The sequence below is a fragment of the Collinsella aerofaciens genome, from assembly GCF_028209885.1.
GTDB classification, from domain to species: Bacteria; Actinomycetota; Coriobacteriia; order Coriobacteriales; family Coriobacteriaceae; genus Collinsella; species Collinsella aerofaciens_BA.
On record NZ_JAQLEM010000010.1, the window covers coordinates 15,584 to 31,330 of the forward strand.

Sequence of the window (15,747 nt, forward strand, 5' to 3'; positions counted from 1 at the left end):
GCCCTTTTTGATCCCCGGTGGGGTTGCAAATCGGTTCTTGTCGTGGCTCGGGGCTAATCCCCCGAGGCCTGGTTGCGGCCGGTGGCGTAGTCGATCTGCACATGCGGCTGCAGGTTGTAGCAGTACACGTGGAAGCACAGTGTCTTGCCGTGGTCCTCGACCGACTGCGCCTCGAGGCGGACACCGCGGCAGACGAGTTCCTCTTCGTTGTACATGGGCGTGACGCGGTAGAGCACGTGGTTGCCCGTGTCGCGGATATAGCCGAGGATCTGCTCTTCGAAGGGCAACATGCCCGTCTCGTTGAGATAGCGCGTGCCGGTCAGGAGATTTTTGCGGTTGGCGTTTTCGCCGCAGAGCGACCAAGCGATAAGGTGGCAGCGGTTATAGAGGCTCTGGCTCGGAATAAAGTCGTAGCGCTGCTGGTGCCATCCGGCGGGGTGGATACGCGAGATATCGCCGCGCTTGCCCTGACCGAGCGATTCAGGTCCTATGCAGGCGAGTGCTTTGCGGGTACGGCCCAGGCTGTCGAGTTTAGAGAACTTCTTAAAGCAGCCCTCTTCTGCAGCGCGCTCGTATTCATCGAGCGTGAATGATGGCGTGCCGAGCGCGTGCGTGCTGTCGGCACGAAGGGCAACGTAGGGGTTGCCGGCGTAGTCGGGAATGCTGCTGAGATATACGCTGCGGGCGCGGTTGAGATCGGGGTTTTCGACCTCGTCGATGGGGGTGGCGGCGCTGTCCGCGGAAGCGCCGTCGCCGGTGTCGGTTGCGGCGGAATCGGAGCCATCGCCAGAGTCCTGGCTGTTTTGAGGGTCCGGGGGGCTCGCCGTTCCCGATTCGAGCCGGGCGACCAAGTCCGCTTCGTCGTCGGTGCGGTTGGGGCTCTCGCTTTGCTTCTCGGCCAGAGCCGCCGCCTGCTCATCGCTTTGCGGCGACAACAGCTTGGGCGCTCCGTCGATCGATCCCGTAAACAGCGCAAACCCCAGCACCACGGCGGTGCCGATGGAAAGTACTTGCTTGTAGGCGGACTTGCGCGACATGGGGGCTCCTGGTTAGTCGGTTGCGAATCTACCAGTCTAGCAGGAGACGCCGCAGGTCGTTTCCCAGATAAAACCTGCCAAAATAAACCTGCCCCTTTTTGGTAGGCTATTGATTCATGTAGCGAAAGCCAAATATGATATATACGTTATATACAAGCTGTAAAGCGCGGTAGAGTGACGGTAACGAAGGCCGTGCAAGCCGATGAAGGGACCGATATGATCAAGGCTGTCATTTTTGACATGGACGGAACGCTGATCGATACCGAGCGTTTGGACATGAGGGCATGGAAGGCGGGCGCTGCCGAGCTGGGGATCGCGATTGACGATGCGCTGGTCCATCAGTTTATCGGTCGCTCGATGCCCGATGTCAGGGACATCCTTGAGGAGCATTATGGCAGCCGCGAAATCGTCGAGACGGTCGAAGCCCACTACAGGGATGCTCTCGACGAGATGGTCAAGACCGATCTGGAGCTTAAGGCCGGCGCCGCCGAGTGCCTGGACGAACTGCTGGCTGCGGGCTATCACGTGGGCCTTGCGACGTCGTCGCGCCGCGTTGCGGCCGAGCGCAACCTTAAGACGGTCGGCCTCTTTGATAGGTTTGAGACGGTGACCTGCAACGAGGATACCCTGAACGGCAAGCCCGATCCCGAGATCTACCTGCTCGCCTGCGAGCGCGCGGGCTTTGCTCCCGAGGAATGTGCGGTGGTCGAGGACTCACGCAACGGCTGCGTCTCTGGCATCGCGGCCGGCTGCCATGTCTTTGCCGTTCCCGATATCGTGCCGTTGCCGCAGGACGTGGCGGACGGCTGCGAGGCCGTGCTCGATACGCTGTTCGATCTGACGGCGGCGGTCAGGGCCGTGCGCTAAAGGTATGCGCCGAGGCTGATGACGGTGGCTTCGGCGTGGCCCCGCTTGCGTTTTCCCAGATAAAACCTGCCAAAATAATCCCGTCCTCTTTTGGCGGGTTGGCGGGGTAATGCCCGCCGCAACTTAGGGCACGGTTGGGATGTGTACGCTTTAAAGAGCGGAGCCCATGGTTAGAGAGATGCGCTCGTCTCTCTAAACGTCTCTCTAAAGAGAATGTCGGTTAGAGAGATGGCCTTAGGTAATCTAGCAGTGAATTTGATACATCTCTCTAAATTTCTCTCTAAAAGAAGGTGCTCATCTCTCTAAAGTTAGAGAGATATACTAAGCTTTAGAGAGATAAATCTATTGTTTTAGAGAGACGGAATGCCAATGCTGTTGGATGAACCTCTTGGCCTTATCGTTGAGCGCCTTCGCAGGCGGGGGACCGATGACGCATCGGTAGAAGTTAAAGCCTGCACGAATAAATTGAGTGCAGACGTATGGGAGACAGTGAGTGCTTTTGCGAACACTGCGGGCGGGCTCATTATTTTGGGCCTGAACGAAGCCGAAGGATTTGTTCCTTCTGCCAACTTTGCTATCGACAGGGTGCGCGACCAGTTTGTTTCGGGTATCGGAGACGGAGGCTCAGCGGCGGTGGTGACCCATGCGCCACGGTATGAGCTTGATCGAGGCGAGGTCGACGGGCTCCAGGTACTTCTGGTGCGCATCTTTGAACTTGAGCTCAAAGCGAAGCCATGCTATATCGGCGCGCGCGGCGTGCAGAACGGTAGCTACAAGCGCGTGGATGATAAAGATATCAAGATGTCGCCCGCTGAGCTATATGAGCTACAGAGTGCGTTGCTTCCGAGCGATGCAGACGGTACGGTGGTTTCGGAGGCAACAGTCGAGGATTTGGATCCAGATGTCGTGCGGTCCATTATCGCAAATCGCCGGCTGCAGACCCCGCGCGTTTTGCGCGGGGCCGATACGCTGGAAAAGCAGCTGGCCAGACTCAATATCACTACAAAGGATGGAGCTGTGAAGCTCGCGGGGCTGCTGTCGGCGGGAATCTACCCCCAGCAGTTCTATCCTAAGCTGATGATCGATGTCGCCGTTCATTCCGATGTGGAAAAATCTGCTCCTGGGCAACCCCGGTTTATTGACCGCCAGTTGTGCGATGGCCCGATTCCGGCTTGCATCGAAGATGCCCTCGCTGCGATCGGACGAAACTTGCGCAAAGCGGCGATAGTGCGAGGCGCTGGTAGAAGGGAAGATTGGGAAGTACCCCAGGAGGTTTTGCGCGAGGCCTTGGCAAATGCCTGCATCCATCGAGAATATTCGCCCATGTTTGTGGGGCAGGCCGTGAGTGTCGATATCTATCCAGACAGAATAGAGATCAAAAACCCTGGCGGCCTTTGGGGCGGAAAGACGGTGGACAATCTTGCAGACGGGGAATCGCGCTGCCGAAACCCAAAGCTCATGAGCCTAATGGGGGCGACGCCGTTAGAGCATGCCGAGGGGGCCGTTGCGGAAAGCCAGGGATCTGGTATCCCGGCTATGATTCGCGAGATGGAGTCTCGTTCGCTTGGCAGGCCGAAATTTATCGTTAAGGCCGATTCGTTTACGGTGCTGCTTTCCCGGCACGGGGCGGAGCTTGCTGAAAACCGCACGTGGATTCAGGGCCATGTGGACACCGAACTGACGCATCGCGAGGAAACATTGCTCATGTTTATGCGGGAGCATGGGTGCGTATGCGATGTTCAAAAAATACGAGAGGCTTTGAAGTGGGATTCGGATGACATTCGCCTGATCTGCGGGGGCCTTGTCGATAAACATGTCCTGTCAAAATGTGGCAAAGACACGTTTGAAATTATCGATATGAGCAGAGAATTGTCAGCTTCGACGGCGGATAGGATCCTGGAGGCTCTCAGCGCCGGAATGGATATGACGGCGCGAGAAATAGCGGTTGCATCGGGGGTCAAGATTTCGTCCGTCCGTTACCATCTGCCAAAAATGGCGGATAAAGGACTCATTGAAGTAATGGGTTCATCGACGAGCCGCAACCGCCGCTATCGGAAGAGGTAGATGTGGCTGAGTCGCCTCTCTAGTGTCTCTCAAAGATAGATGGATGCTAGAGAGGCGGTTGCCCTGCGATATTTCCCCAGATAAAACCTGCCAAAATAAACCTGTCCCTTTTTGGTGGGTTATTGGTTCATGTTGCCGTGGATGTAGGGGGTTACCTCGGGGGAGATATGACCGCAGCCTAGGTTACGCAGGGCAGATTCGATGGCGACGGGAAGCGGGGCCTTGCCCTCGTCGTTGACCGCGGTACTGCCGAGGGCGGCGATCTTGGCGACGTCTGCCGGCGCGGCCTCGATATGCATGCAGCCGCCGACGAGGCGTGCGCGGACCTGGTCCAGGCCAAGGTCGTGCAGGTAGTCCTCACAGGTGCGGATTACATCGACCTTCTCGCGCGTGAGCTCCTCGCCCGTGGGGACACGCGTGGCCAGGCAGGCTCCTGCCGGCAGGTTCCAGACGGGGTATCCCCAGGCGCGCAGCAACTCGCGCTCTTCGTCCTTGGTAAAGCCGACCTCCATGAGAGGGGAGCGCACGCCGAGTTCCTCGGCAGCGCGCATGCCGGGGCGGTAGTCACCGCGGTCGCTTGCGTTGCTGCCGTCGATGACGGTGGGAAAGCCCAGCGACTTGGCGTGGTTGACGATGGCGGTAAAGCCGGCGCGCTTGCAGTGGTAGCAGCGGTCGGCATCGTTGCAGGCTACTTGGGGGAGCCGCAGCTGATCGACCGAAAGATTGAGCACGGGGAGCTTAAAATGCGGCCCCTCATTGGCCTGCCCGTCAACCGCCCGCTCAAACGAAGCCTGCTCGGGCGTGCCGATGAGCGGCGTGGTGAGGTGAACGAGAAGCGTGTCGGCAGGCATGATGCGGGCGCATACGGCGGCCAAAAAGCTGCTGTCAACGCCGCCGGAAAAGCCGATGGTGACGCGTCCATATGCCAAAAGCAGCTGCTCGAGCGCTGCGAGTTTGTCCTGAAGCTCCTCTGCAGGTGCGGTGGTGTCTGAAAGCATGAATCGATCCTTGCCGTTGAGTACTCGGTCGAAAACTATAATCCTACCGAGCCGCTTGTCATAAGACTTCTATCTATGTAACGAAAGCGCAATATGCTATATACGTTATATACAAGTCTACAAGTGCGGTAAAGTTGCGGGAGTACAGCAGCGCGAAGCGATGGGGGACCGATATGATCAAGGCTGTTATTTTTGATATGGACGGAACGCTGGTCGATACCGAGCGTTTGGGTATCAAGGCGTGGAAGGCGGGCGCGGCCGAGCTGGGATTCGCGATTGATGATGCGTTGATCCATCAGTTTATCGGTCGCACGCTGCCCGATGTCATGGACATTCTTGATGGGCATTACGGCAGCTGCGAAACCGCAGAGGCAATCTATCGTCGCCATAAGGAGATTCGCGACGAGATGGTCAAGACCGATCTGGAGCTTAAGGCCGGCGCCGCCGAGTGCCTCGACGAGCTGCTGGCTGCGGGCTATCACGTGGGCCTCGCGACGTCGTCGCGCCACGTTACCGCCGAGCGCAACCTTAAGACGGTTGGCCTCTTTGACAAGTTTGAGACGGTGACCTGCGGCGAGGACGTCGCGCACGGCAAGCCCGATCCCGAGATGTACCTGCTTGCCTGCGAGCGCGCGGGCTTTGCTCCCGAGGAGTGCGCCGTGGTCGAGGACTCACGCAACGGCTGCGTCTCTGGCATCGCGGCCGGCTGCCATGTCTTTGCCGTTCCCGACATCGTGCCGCTGCCGCAGGACGTGGCGGACGGCTGCGAGGCCGTGCTCGATACGCTGTTCGATCTGCCGGCAGCGGTCAAGGCCGTGTGTTAGCGTTTGTACGTGAGTCGCCATGTCCCGCGCCCGATCCCGCGGGACGGTGGCGGCAACGGCGCCTGCGTGGAGGCGCTGACGCAGTCAGCCCCTCTTATCACGCCAAGATTGCTGTTTTGGCTGATAAGAGGGGCATTGTGCTTTAAGCGACTGGGGCTGCGGCCTTGGTAAGGAGCTGGCGGAGGGTTATGACGCTACAAGTTACTCAAGGAGCCAGTCGATCACGTTGCGCTTGCGGACTCCTTCGTAGTTCGCGTCCGCAAACAGCGTGTCGAGCGTAAGAAGCGTCTTGGGGTAGTTGTCTCGGACTTTCTTAAAGGGGGCCAACTCTCGATTGAGGGTGGTTTCGTCGAGCGTTGTGGCTGAAACCTGAAAATAGGCTGTCTCGTCTGAGTTTAGGGCAACAAAATCGATTTCCCCGCCGTCGATATCGCCCACGTAGACGTCGTATCCACGGCGTAGGAGCTCGAGATAAACAACATTTTCGAGGATATGACCGATATCGCTGCTTTGGGTTTTGACAAGAGCGCCTCTAAGTCCAAGGTCAACGGCGTAGTATTTGCCGTTTGTTGAAAGAAGCTGCCGACCGCGCACGTTATAGCGCGGAGCAAAGTACAGCACAAGGCTGTCTGTTAAGCCTTTGAGGTACTTGGCTACGGTTTTCTGGTCGGTTTTGTTGCCGTTGGACGAGAGCGTGTCGGAGATTTTTTTAATCGAGATCCGGTTTCCAATGCTATGGAGTAGGAACTTGGTGATATCGCGCAGGGTCGGGACGTCCGAGACCTTCAGGCGTTCGATAACGTCGCGTATGACGATGGTATCGTAGAGGCTCATAAGATAATCGCGCGCCTGGGGTCCCAGAATACCCGTCTCGGCGATAAAGGGAAAAGAGCCCCGGGTGATGTACTCGTCAAACAACTGCGCGGGAGCCTTTCCGTCATTGGTTTTTGCCGAGCAAAACTCTTTAAAGGATAGGGGCAGCATCTTGAGCTCTACGTAGCGACCGGAGAGCAAAGTAGCCAGCTCGCTCGAGAGCAGATAGGCGTTGGAACCGGTTATGTAGAGGTCGACATTGTCCTTGATAAAAAGACTGTCGACGGCTTTTTCGAAATGCTCGACGTGCTGTATCTCGTCCAGAAAAACGTAGTTCATCTTATCGGGGACGAGTCTGGCGGAAATGTAGTCGTAGAGTGCTCTATATGACGTAAGCGACTCGAACTCCAGGTCTTCAAAGTTGAGGGATATAACCTGGTCACCTGTGATTCCATAATCGCGCAGGTAGCTACGGTAGATTTCGAATAGCTTTGATTTGCCGGACCTTCGCACGCCCGAAACGACCTTGATGACGTGCGAGTCTTTCCACGAAATGAGCCAGTCGAGGTACTGTTTGCGATCAATCAGATTCATGAAACCCCTTTCTTGGCGAGAAAAAACTGGAGCAAAATCAATATTTATAGGAAATATCTAAAAATATGGAATTGAGTCTATTCTAACAAAAAAGTTAATGAAAATTGGATTACATTCCATAAATATCCGTAGCCGCAGGTCCGGCTAAACGGGGGGCGCATGGGGCCAGTAAAAAACGCCGCAGCGGGCCTGTTTCCGTTGCGGCGTTTTTTGTTACAAGTAGGCGCCCAGGTTGATGTCGGTTGTCGGGACCATGGGTTGGCCCGTCGGGTGCGGCTTGGCATTTTGGGTGCTTACGCGCTCGAGCAAGAAGGGACGCACGAGCTCCTGACGGTTAATGTCCTCGCTGGCCGTGACCGTGGTGACGGTGCGCGCGGCGGAGCCGATGCGGACTCGTTTGGTCTTGGCGACAGGTTTATCCTCGATTTGTTCCATGAGCAGCTGTACGCCCTTGCGGCCAATTTCGTAGCCCGGCGGCGCCACGGTGGTAAGGGGAACCGACCCGCTCCATGCAAGGGGGTTGCCGTCGCAGCCGGCCACACGGACCTGCTCGGGGACGAAGATGCCTTTGTCGGTCAGCGCCGAGATAACGCCCGAGGCCAATACGTCGGTCAGGCCGATGACAAAATCGGGGCGCTCGTCAGCAGGGCGTTCGGCAATCTGGGTACCGATGCTGTAGCCGTCGGCTGCGGTATTCCACTCTCCGGCATCGATGACCTCAATTTTGATATCGGGATGCAGGGCAAGTGCTTTGTGGATGCCAAGGACGCGCAGGGTGAGCTGCATAAATGCCGCTCTGCCCACAACGGTGATATGGCGTGCGCCGCGGGCGATGGCGAGCTCGGCGATAATGCGCCCCTGTGCCTCGTTGTCGGCGGCCACGTAGTAACCGGGTTCGGAGCAGTGGATGTCCAGATGGACGATCGGCACGGGCATTTTGGTCATGGCGGGGTGCCAGTCGGGGGATGCCATGGGCTGAACCATGACGCCGGACATCTGAGTGCCCATAAAGTAGCGCAGGTAATGATCCTCGAGAATATCGTCGTTATCGGCATTGGCGATGAGCAGATCGTAGCCGTGCTTGCGGGCCTCGTTGTGGGCGCCGCTGGCGATTTGGAGCGAAAAGCCGTGATCGAGACGGGGGAGCACCAGGCCAAAGGACTTGGTGGCGCCGCCCGCAAGCTGACGAGCGCTTTGGTTGGGCAGGTAGCCCAGTCGATTGATGGTTTCGTTAATGAGCTTGAGGGTCTCAGGACGCAGCTTTTCGGGGTGGTTGAGCGCGTTGGAAACCGTGCCCAGCGAGACCCCCGCTTCGCGCGCGACGTCGCTGATTTTCACCTTTGCCATAGCGGCCCCTTTGATGCGTTTCAAGTACAAGGCAGATTGTAGCATCGCCCGCCCCTAGGGTGTCAAAACCTGCCAATTAGGGACAGGTTTATTTTGGCAGGTTTTATCTGGGCAAACGCCGCTACTGCCCCGGACCACCACGAAGGGGACAGGCACCTTTGTGGTGGTTTGAGCTGCCCGGGCCTTCAATTGTCTCGATCTGTAACATCTGGACGGCAAAACCGGCTCTACCTGTTACAGATCGAGACATAGTGCAGGGGCCGAACCGTAATGTCTCGATCTGTAACACTAAGCCGGCTTATTGCGGCCCAGATGTTACAGATCGAGATCTTTCGCCGGGATAGGCCGCCGCCCCGGTCCAAACCACCACAAAGGTGCCTGTCCCCATTGTGGTGGTTTGGACCGGCTGGGCATGTGTGCATCGGGTGGCATCTAAGTTGAGATACCACTTCTGGTATATCAGCTTGCGCTTGCGTGAGTACAATACTCGAACGTTATACGTCTCAGCGCCCCCTGTGCGTGGACGTCTTGCAGTCACGCGAACGAAGGGATTTATCCTATGTGCGGAATTGTCGGCTACACCGGCTCTGATATTGCAAAGAACATCCTGGTCACGGGCCTCAAGCGCATGGAATATCGCGGCTATGACTCCTCGGGCGTTGCGCTCGAGGTGGGCGAGGGCGCCGCGGCTCACCTCGACGTCATCCGCCGCGTGGGCAAGGTCGCGGGCCTGGAGAGCGAGCTTTCCAATATCGACAGCGACGCTACCTGCGGCATCGGCCATACCCGCTGGGCTACCCACGGCAAGCCCTCCGTCGTTAACGCCCATCCCCACACCAGCTGCGACGGTCGTATCGCCATCGTCCACAACGGCATCATCGAAAACTTCGCTGAGCTGCGCGAAGAGCTGGAGGGCCGCGGCCACCACTTTAAGAGCGAGACCGATACCGAGGTCTTTGCGCATCTGATCGAAGAGGCCTATGCCGAGACGCACGACCTGATGGCCTCCGTGCGCGAGGCTTGCACCCACGTGGTCGGTGCCTATGGTCTGGCCGCAGTGTGCGCTGACGAGCCCGGCGTGATCGCCGTAGCCCGCAAGGATTCCCCGATTGTGGTCGGCGCAGGCGAGACCGGCGCCTATGTCGCCTCCGACGTCATTGCACTCATCGACGCCACCCGCGATGTCGTGGTGCTCGAGGACGGTCAGTTTGCCAAGCTCACGCCCGCAGGCGTCGAATACACCGACGAGGCCGGCAATGTTATCGAGCCCAAGGTCACTCACATCGACTGGGATCTGGACATGGCCGAAAAGGGCGGTTATCCCGACTTCATGCTCAAGGAAATCCACGAGCAGCCGCGCGTCGTGCGCGACACGCTGGTCGGTCGTATGACGCCAGCCGGCGAGCTCGACATCGACGAGCTGGGCCTTTCGCTCGAGGAGCTCAACGACATCGACCGCGTCTACGTGATCGCTTGCGGCACCAGCTATCACGCTGGCCTCATTGCTAAGAATCTCATTGAGGGCTGGGCTCGTATTCCTACCGAGGTCGAGGCGGCAAGCGAGTTCCGCTACCGCAACCCCATCATCACGCCGACGACGCTTGTTGTGGCCGTGTCCCAGTCGGGCGAGACGGCCGATACCCTTGCCGCCATTCGCGACGCGCGCATCAAGGGTGCCAAGGTCTTCGGCATCACCAATGTGGTGGGCAGCCCGGTGGCGCGCGAGAGCGACGGCGTCATCTATACCAAGGCCAACAAGGAGATCGCGGTCGCCTCGACCAAGAGCTTTATCGGCCAGGTTGTGAGCCTGACGCTGCTGGCGCTGCTGCTGGCGCAGGTCAAATACCGCCTGACCACCAAGCAGGCGCGCATGCTGTTCCGCGAGCTTTCCGATACGGCCGAGCAGATCCAGTGGATTTTGGATACCCAAACCGAGACCGTTCATGAGGCCGCCCTGCTGTGCAAGGACGCGCAATCGGCGCTGTTCGTGGGCCGTGGCATGGGTGCCGCTATCTCCTACGAGGGCGCGCTCAAGCTCAAAGAGGTCAGCTACCTGCACGCCGAGGCCTACGCCGCCGGTGAGATGAAGCACGGCCCCATCGCCCTGATCGACCCGGGCTTCCCTGTCATCGCCGTGGCCACCAAGAGCGCCACCTACGACAAGACCGTGTCGAACCTTATGGAGTGCAAGGCGCGGGGTGCCAAGGTCATCGTCGTTGCCACTGAGGGCGACGAGGAGATCAACAAGATCGCCGATTGCATCATCCGCGTGCCGGCAGTCCGCGACGTGTTCAGCCCCATCACGGCGAGCGTCCCGCTGCAGCTGCTCGCCCGCGAGGTCGCCATCCTGCGCGGATGCGACGTCGACCAACCCCGAAACTTGGCGAAAAGCGTTACTGTCGAGTAGCGGATGTTCCGGCGTTCCAACAGCCAAGGCCCGGCTCCGCGTCATCAGACGGAGCCGGGCCTTTTTGTACGGAGAAACCACCACAAAGGTGCCTGTCCCCTTTGTGGTGGTTTTGGCAGGTTAGCGGAGCTTGCTGGTCTCGAAGTACTCGGGATACTGGTCCAGAATCTCGGTCTGGTTGCGGAACATCATGTGCAGGTGCTTGCTCACCAAAAAGCGCGCCTCGATGGGGTCGCGTCCGGCAATAGCGCGGCGGATTTGCTTGTGCTCGTTAACAATCTCCTGCTTGTCGAGCGTCTGCGTGGCGGCGCGCAGCCAGCGGAAGCGCTCTAGGTCGGCATTGGTCTCCTCGAGCCACGACCACACGGTGCTGCGGCATGCGATGCTAAAGATCATGCGATGCATGAGATTGTCGCTCAAAAAAAAGCCGATGCGATCCTCTTCGGCCATCGCCTTTTCCTGCAGCACGATGGCGCGGTCGAGCTGCTCGATGCCCACCGAGGTGGCACGCGCGCAGCACTCCACGATCACCTGCTTTTCCAGGTGCTCGCGAATGTAGCAGGCACTCTCGGCAAGGGTAAGGTTGATGGGCGAGACATAGGTGCCGCTTTGGGGCACGGTGCGCACCAAGCCCTCTTGCGCCAGACGCACCAACGCTTCGCGCACAGGGGTGCGCCCCATATCCAGGTCGTCGCAAAGCTGTTTAACGCCCAGCTTTTCGCCCGGCTTGTAGTCCAGGTAGACGATTTTGCGTCGAATGGTGTGGTAGGACTGGTCCTGTAGGCTCGCTTCTTGCTCGCCGATGTGCATCGATTCTTCCATAGCGCCTCGCAACCGTTCATTCACACTCATATGTCAGTTGTTTATTATGCCGCGAGTCAGCCCTCCGCGGTGGGTAATTCAATCGCCGCCCGATAACTTTTGCGACATTTTTTCCTGCGTTTGCGCGGGATTGCGCTTAGCGTTGTCGTATCGTAAGTCGTCGCAAACGTGAAATAGGAAGAAGGAATCCCATATGCAACTGGCAAATATCGTACGCGAGCGCTGGAAGGGCGTCTTGTTCTGCCTGATCATCGCCATTCCCGCAACGCTGCTCGGCAAGCAGATCGAGGTGGTTGGCGGGCCGGTATTTGCCATCCTCTTTGGCATGGTCCTGGCTCTCGTCTTTCCCAAGAATCGTCGCGAACCGCTCGCTGCTGGCGTCACCTATACATCCAAAAAGATCTTGCAGTACGCGGTTATCCTGCTTGGCTTTGGCATGAACCTCTCGCAGATTCTGTCCAAGGGCGCCCAGTCGCTGCCGATTATCGTGGCGACGATCTCGACCTCGCTTGTTGCCGCCTTCGTGCTCTGCCGCGTCATGAACGTGCCGAGCAAGATCGCGACGCTTGTGGGTGTGGGTTCGTCGATTTGCGGCGGTTCTGCCATCGCCGCGACCGCACCCGTCATCGATGCCGACGATCGCGAGATTGCCCAGGCTATTTCGGTCATCTTCCTGTTTAACGTTATCGCGGCGCTCGTGTTTCCGACGCTCGGCGGCATGCTCGGGCTGACCAACGAGGGCTTTGGCATGTTTGCCGGCACCGCCATCAACGACACCTCGTCGGTAACGGCTGCGGCGAGCGCCTGGGACAGCATGCATCCCGGTGCCAATGTGCTCGAGAGCGCCACGGTGGTCAAGCTCACCAGGACGCTGGCCATTATTCCCATTACGTTGGTCCTCGCATGCTGGCAGATGCATCTAGCGCGCAAGGCTGGCGGCGACGCCAAAAGCACGTTCTCGCTTAAACGCGCGTTTCCCATGTTTGTGCTGTTCTTCGTGCTGGCGAGCGTGATCACCACGGTGCTTCAGCTTCCCGCGTCCGTTACGGCACTTATCAAGGAGCTTTCGAAGTTCTTTATCGTGATGGCCATGGCGGCTATTGGTTTCAATACCGATATCGTTGAGCTGGTCAAAAAGGGCGGTAAGCCCATTGCGCTGGGCCTTTGCTGCTGGATTGGCATTGCGTGCATGAGCTTGGGAATGCAGTACGTGCTGGGAATCTGGTAGAGAAGTAGCCAGTTTGCGTGTTGGCTGCTGGTGAGCGCATTCTCACGGTGGAGCGATAGGAGCTCTTGCGGGTATGGCTTGTCCGCAGGTTGATAGGTCCCGAAGAGCTCTTATCGCCCCGCCAGGATGGCGATGCGGGGCAACACCTATACTCGCAGGACGGCGCTTTCTGCCCTATAGTGTTTGGTGAGCAATATCGTTCAATTTTGAAACACTCGGTCGTGCGACCGTCGGCGGTTGCACATCGCCGCGGACAGGGGCAAATCATGGATAGCGATTCCAAGCTGAACATCTTGACCGAGGCCCTGGCTGCTGCCGGGGCCTCGGCATTGGCAATCGATGCGCGGGGGGACGTCGCGATTTCTACCATGAATGACGCGGCTCTTGAGCGGGATGTGGCGGCTTTTGTCGCTGAGCGCCTCGACCGTATAGGAGACGGCGCGCGTCTGGTTATGGGACGTGCGGGTGCGCGCCTGAGCCTGACCGTTCGCCCCACCGACAAAGAGGGCGGGGGGCTTTGGGTCGCCGTGGTCCGCGAGGTGCGCGGCGCCGCGGCACATGCGGGCATCGAATGGCTCAATGCCGACGAAGTTGAGGCCCGCTACGAATCGAGCGCGTACGGCATCGTTGAGGGGGCGGCCTCGATGGCTGCGCCGGTCGCCGAGAGCTACGCGCGCGGAGTGCCCCTTATGCTCGAGGGCGAGCTGGGGGCGGGTCAGGTCGAGATAGCCAAGCGCCTCTATCTGGACGGTCCTTTTGCCGATCAACCCTTTGTTTCCGTCGCGCTCGATGAGCTCACCGATCGGGGTTGGCGCCATGTGCTCAAAAGCTCCGAATCGCCGCTGTTTCAAACAGGGCTGACCCTTTGCATTGAGGGCTGGAATGCGGTTGGTCCCCAGCGCCTCCGCGAGCTCGTTTCCACGATGGCCGACACCGCGTTGGCGACGCGCTGCCATGTGGTGCTGACGGCGAACGACATGCCGGGCGGCAGCGAAAGTGATCAAGCCGCCTTTGTGACCGAGCGCTTCGCCTGTGCGGTGAGCGTGGCGCCGGCGATTGCCGAGCAGGGAGCCGCGTCGACAAAGGTTGCGCGCTATTTGGAATATCTCGCTGATGCATTTGGGACGGCAGCACCCACGCTGTCCGCCGCGGCGACGAAGACGCTCGATGCTTACCGCTGGCCGCGCAATTATCTGCAGCTCCGCGAGGTCTCGGAACGACTGTATATATTGGTGGGGGCGGGCGCGGTGGACCGCGCTGTGGCGGAGGAAGTGCTCGCCCAAGAGGACGTGATTAAGACCGCAACCTTTGGCGCCCCGACACTCGAAAGTGACCTGTATATCCTGCGACCGCTGGCCGATACCGAGCGAGATATCGCGCATCTGGTTGTAGATCATCTACGCGGCAACCGAACCCGTGCGGCGGAGGTGCTGGGCATAAGCCGTACAACGCTGTGGCGCTTGCTGAAGGACGATGACCGTTGAGCGAGGCGCCCGTGACCGCGCGCGACGCGTGTGCTACAGTCCAAAGCGTTATTGTTTCGATTTGGTTACGGCGTGCGAGGGCATATGGCTGAGACTTCAAAACCGAGCCGCAGAAGACGGAGCGCCGCGCCGGTTAACCGACGCACGACATCGGTGACGTGGGGCAAACACGCCTCGGGGTTTGATGGCTCGTTCAAGCGCACTAAATATGGCTATCCTTCGGCAAGCGCTCGCTTGGCTATGCAGGCCGAGTCGTCGCTGTGGGGCCGCAAGCGCGTGGTGGGCTCAAAGCTCAAGCACGACGGCACACTCGGTTACATCAGCCGCGGGGCGGCTCGCCGCAGCGGGCTCAATCCCGCCGGCTGGCATCGCTACGTGCCGATCGTGGTTGTCGTTGCAGCGATCGTCATCGCGCTCGCTGCGCTTGGCTACGCCGGCGGCGGCGCCAACTTGGACGCAATGTTTAAATCGCCCGAGCTCGCGCATGCAGGCACAGAAGTTGTCGAGGGCGCACAGACCCAGACGGGCGTTGTGCCCCAACGCGGTATCGTCGCGGCGGCCACCACCATCGCCGATGCGCAAAAGGACGAGGACGAACAAAGCAGCGAAGCCGAAACGACTCACACGAACGAAACGACGACAACGGCGACGTCAATATAAGTTGCGAGAGGGGTAGCTAAAATAGCCCCGTCCCAAATTAGCTACCCCTATGACGCTCCTGGGTTACCTTACGTAGACCACGTTGTCGCGGCGCGGCTTTGCCTCGGGAAGTGCGTCTTCGGCATAGCCCAGAATGCAGTGACCGACGCCGCGTAGGCTTCCGTCGGCGGGTAGACCCCAGCTGGCCAGTAGCTCCAGACCCTCGGGCGAATCGAAAACCTCATGCGCGCGGTGAATCCAGCACGAATCAACGCCCAGCGCATAGGCAGCATTGAGCAGGTTACCCATGGCAAGCGAACCGTCTTCCAGATGCGTGGGCACGCTGCGGTCGACCAGCACCACCACAACGGTCTTGGCGCCATAGAAGGGGTCGCTGTTGCTGCCCATGACTTGCGCGTTGAGCTGTGAGAGACGCTCAGCGGTCGCGGGGTCGGTGACGGCGACAAACGTCACCGGCTGGCGGCCCATGCCGCTCGGTGCATATTGGCCGGCTTCGATAATACGTGCAAGCTTTTCGGCCTCGACGGGGCGATCGCTGTATTTGCGACAGCTGCGGCGGTGAATGAGCGCTTCGATAGTCTCCATGGTGTCTCCTTGCGATG

General features: G+C 59.1%; 13 protein-coding genes. 7 read left to right on the forward strand and 6 right to left on the reverse strand.

Annotated elements, in window-relative coordinates; all coding sequences use genetic code 11:
• Positions 1-53 precede the first annotated feature (53 nt).
• Entirely contained in the window at positions 54-1,037 is a 984-nt protein-coding gene (locus PMX21_RS03885; protein WP_271758154.1) for a DNA/RNA non-specific endonuclease, read from the reverse strand.
• A 216-nt stretch (positions 1,038-1,253) separates the two neighbouring features.
• Here PMX21_RS03885 and PMX21_RS03890 point away from each other — a divergent pair, with 216 nt between their 5' ends.
• Entirely contained in the window at positions 1,254-1,904 is a 651-nt protein-coding gene (locus PMX21_RS03890; protein ID WP_271758156.1) for an HAD family hydrolase, read from the forward strand.
• 369 nt (positions 1,905-2,273) lie between these two features.
• Entirely contained in the window at positions 2,274-3,968 is a 1,695-nt protein-coding gene (locus PMX21_RS03895; protein WP_271758158.1) for an ATP-binding protein, read from the forward strand.
• Between the two features lie 119 nt (positions 3,969-4,087).
• Here the strand turns inward: PMX21_RS03895 and larE are convergent, their stop codons facing one another.
• The gene (gene larE / locus PMX21_RS03900; RefSeq protein ID WP_271758160.1) at positions 4,088-4,966 is read right to left on the reverse strand and encodes an ATP-dependent sacrificial sulfur transferase LarE; all 879 of its coding nucleotides are present in this window, start codon (positions 4,964-4,966) and stop codon (positions 4,088-4,090) included.
• 173 nt (positions 4,967-5,139) lie between these two features.
• On the opposite strand from larE, the gene PMX21_RS03905 reads away from it, so the two are divergent.
• Positions 5,140-5,790 carry an HAD family hydrolase gene (locus PMX21_RS03905; protein ID WP_271758162.1) on the forward strand — a complete coding sequence of 217 codons (651 nt, stop codon included), beginning with the start codon at positions 5,140-5,142 and terminating at the stop codon, positions 5,788-5,790.
• Positions 5,791-5,991: 201 nt separating this feature from the next.
• Here the strand turns inward: PMX21_RS03905 and PMX21_RS03910 are convergent, their stop codons facing one another.
• Positions 5,992-7,197 carry an ATP-binding protein gene (locus tag PMX21_RS03910; RefSeq protein ID WP_117799159.1) on the reverse strand — a complete coding sequence of 402 codons (1,206 nt, stop codon included), beginning with the start codon at positions 7,195-7,197 and terminating at the stop codon, positions 5,992-5,994.
• A 213-nt stretch (positions 7,198-7,410) separates the two neighbouring features.
• Complete coding sequence (locus PMX21_RS03915) at positions 7,411-8,544, reverse strand: LacI family DNA-binding transcriptional regulator (RefSeq protein ID WP_271758164.1); 1,134 nt, start codon at positions 8,542-8,544, stop codon at positions 7,411-7,413.
• 559 nt (positions 8,545-9,103) lie between these two features.
• Here PMX21_RS03915 and glmS point away from each other — a divergent pair.
• Entirely contained in the window at positions 9,104-10,951 is a 1,848-nt protein-coding gene (gene glmS / locus PMX21_RS03920) for a glutamine--fructose-6-phosphate transaminase (isomerizing) (protein WP_271758166.1), read from the forward strand.
• A 120-nt stretch (positions 10,952-11,071) separates the two neighbouring features.
• Here glmS and PMX21_RS03925 read toward each other — a convergent pair whose 3' ends face one another.
• A complete protein-coding gene (locus PMX21_RS03925; RefSeq protein ID WP_233502147.1) occupies positions 11,072-11,773 on the reverse strand; it encodes a GntR family transcriptional regulator in 702 nt (233 codons plus the stop codon).
• A gap of 193 nt (positions 11,774-11,966) precedes the next feature.
• Between PMX21_RS03925 and PMX21_RS03930 the strand changes: the two genes are divergently transcribed.
• The 3 genes from PMX21_RS03930 (at position 11,967) to PMX21_RS03940 (ending at position 15,145) form a co-directional block, all read left to right on the forward strand.
• Positions 11,967-13,001, forward strand: a complete 1,035-nt coding sequence (locus tag PMX21_RS03930) for a YeiH family protein (RefSeq protein WP_271758168.1) — start codon at positions 11,967-11,969, stop codon at positions 12,999-13,001.
• A gap of 266 nt (positions 13,002-13,267) precedes the next feature.
• Positions 13,268-14,485 carry a helix-turn-helix domain-containing protein gene (locus PMX21_RS03935; protein WP_118099196.1) on the forward strand — a complete coding sequence of 406 codons (1,218 nt, stop codon included), beginning with the start codon at positions 13,268-13,270 and terminating at the stop codon, positions 14,483-14,485.
• Positions 14,486-14,569: 84 nt separating this feature from the next.
• Positions 14,570-15,145 carry a hypothetical protein gene (locus PMX21_RS03940; RefSeq protein WP_147356369.1) on the forward strand — a complete coding sequence of 192 codons (576 nt, stop codon included), beginning with the start codon at positions 14,570-14,572 and terminating at the stop codon, positions 15,143-15,145.
• Between the two features lie 63 nt (positions 15,146-15,208).
• On the opposite strand, the gene PMX21_RS03945 is transcribed toward PMX21_RS03940, so the two are convergent.
• On the reverse strand, positions 15,209-15,730 hold the full coding sequence (locus PMX21_RS03945; RefSeq protein ID WP_117734865.1) for a nitroreductase family protein: 522 nt from the start codon (positions 15,728-15,730) through the stop codon (positions 15,209-15,211).
• Between the last annotated feature and the right edge of the window lie 17 nt (positions 15,731-15,747).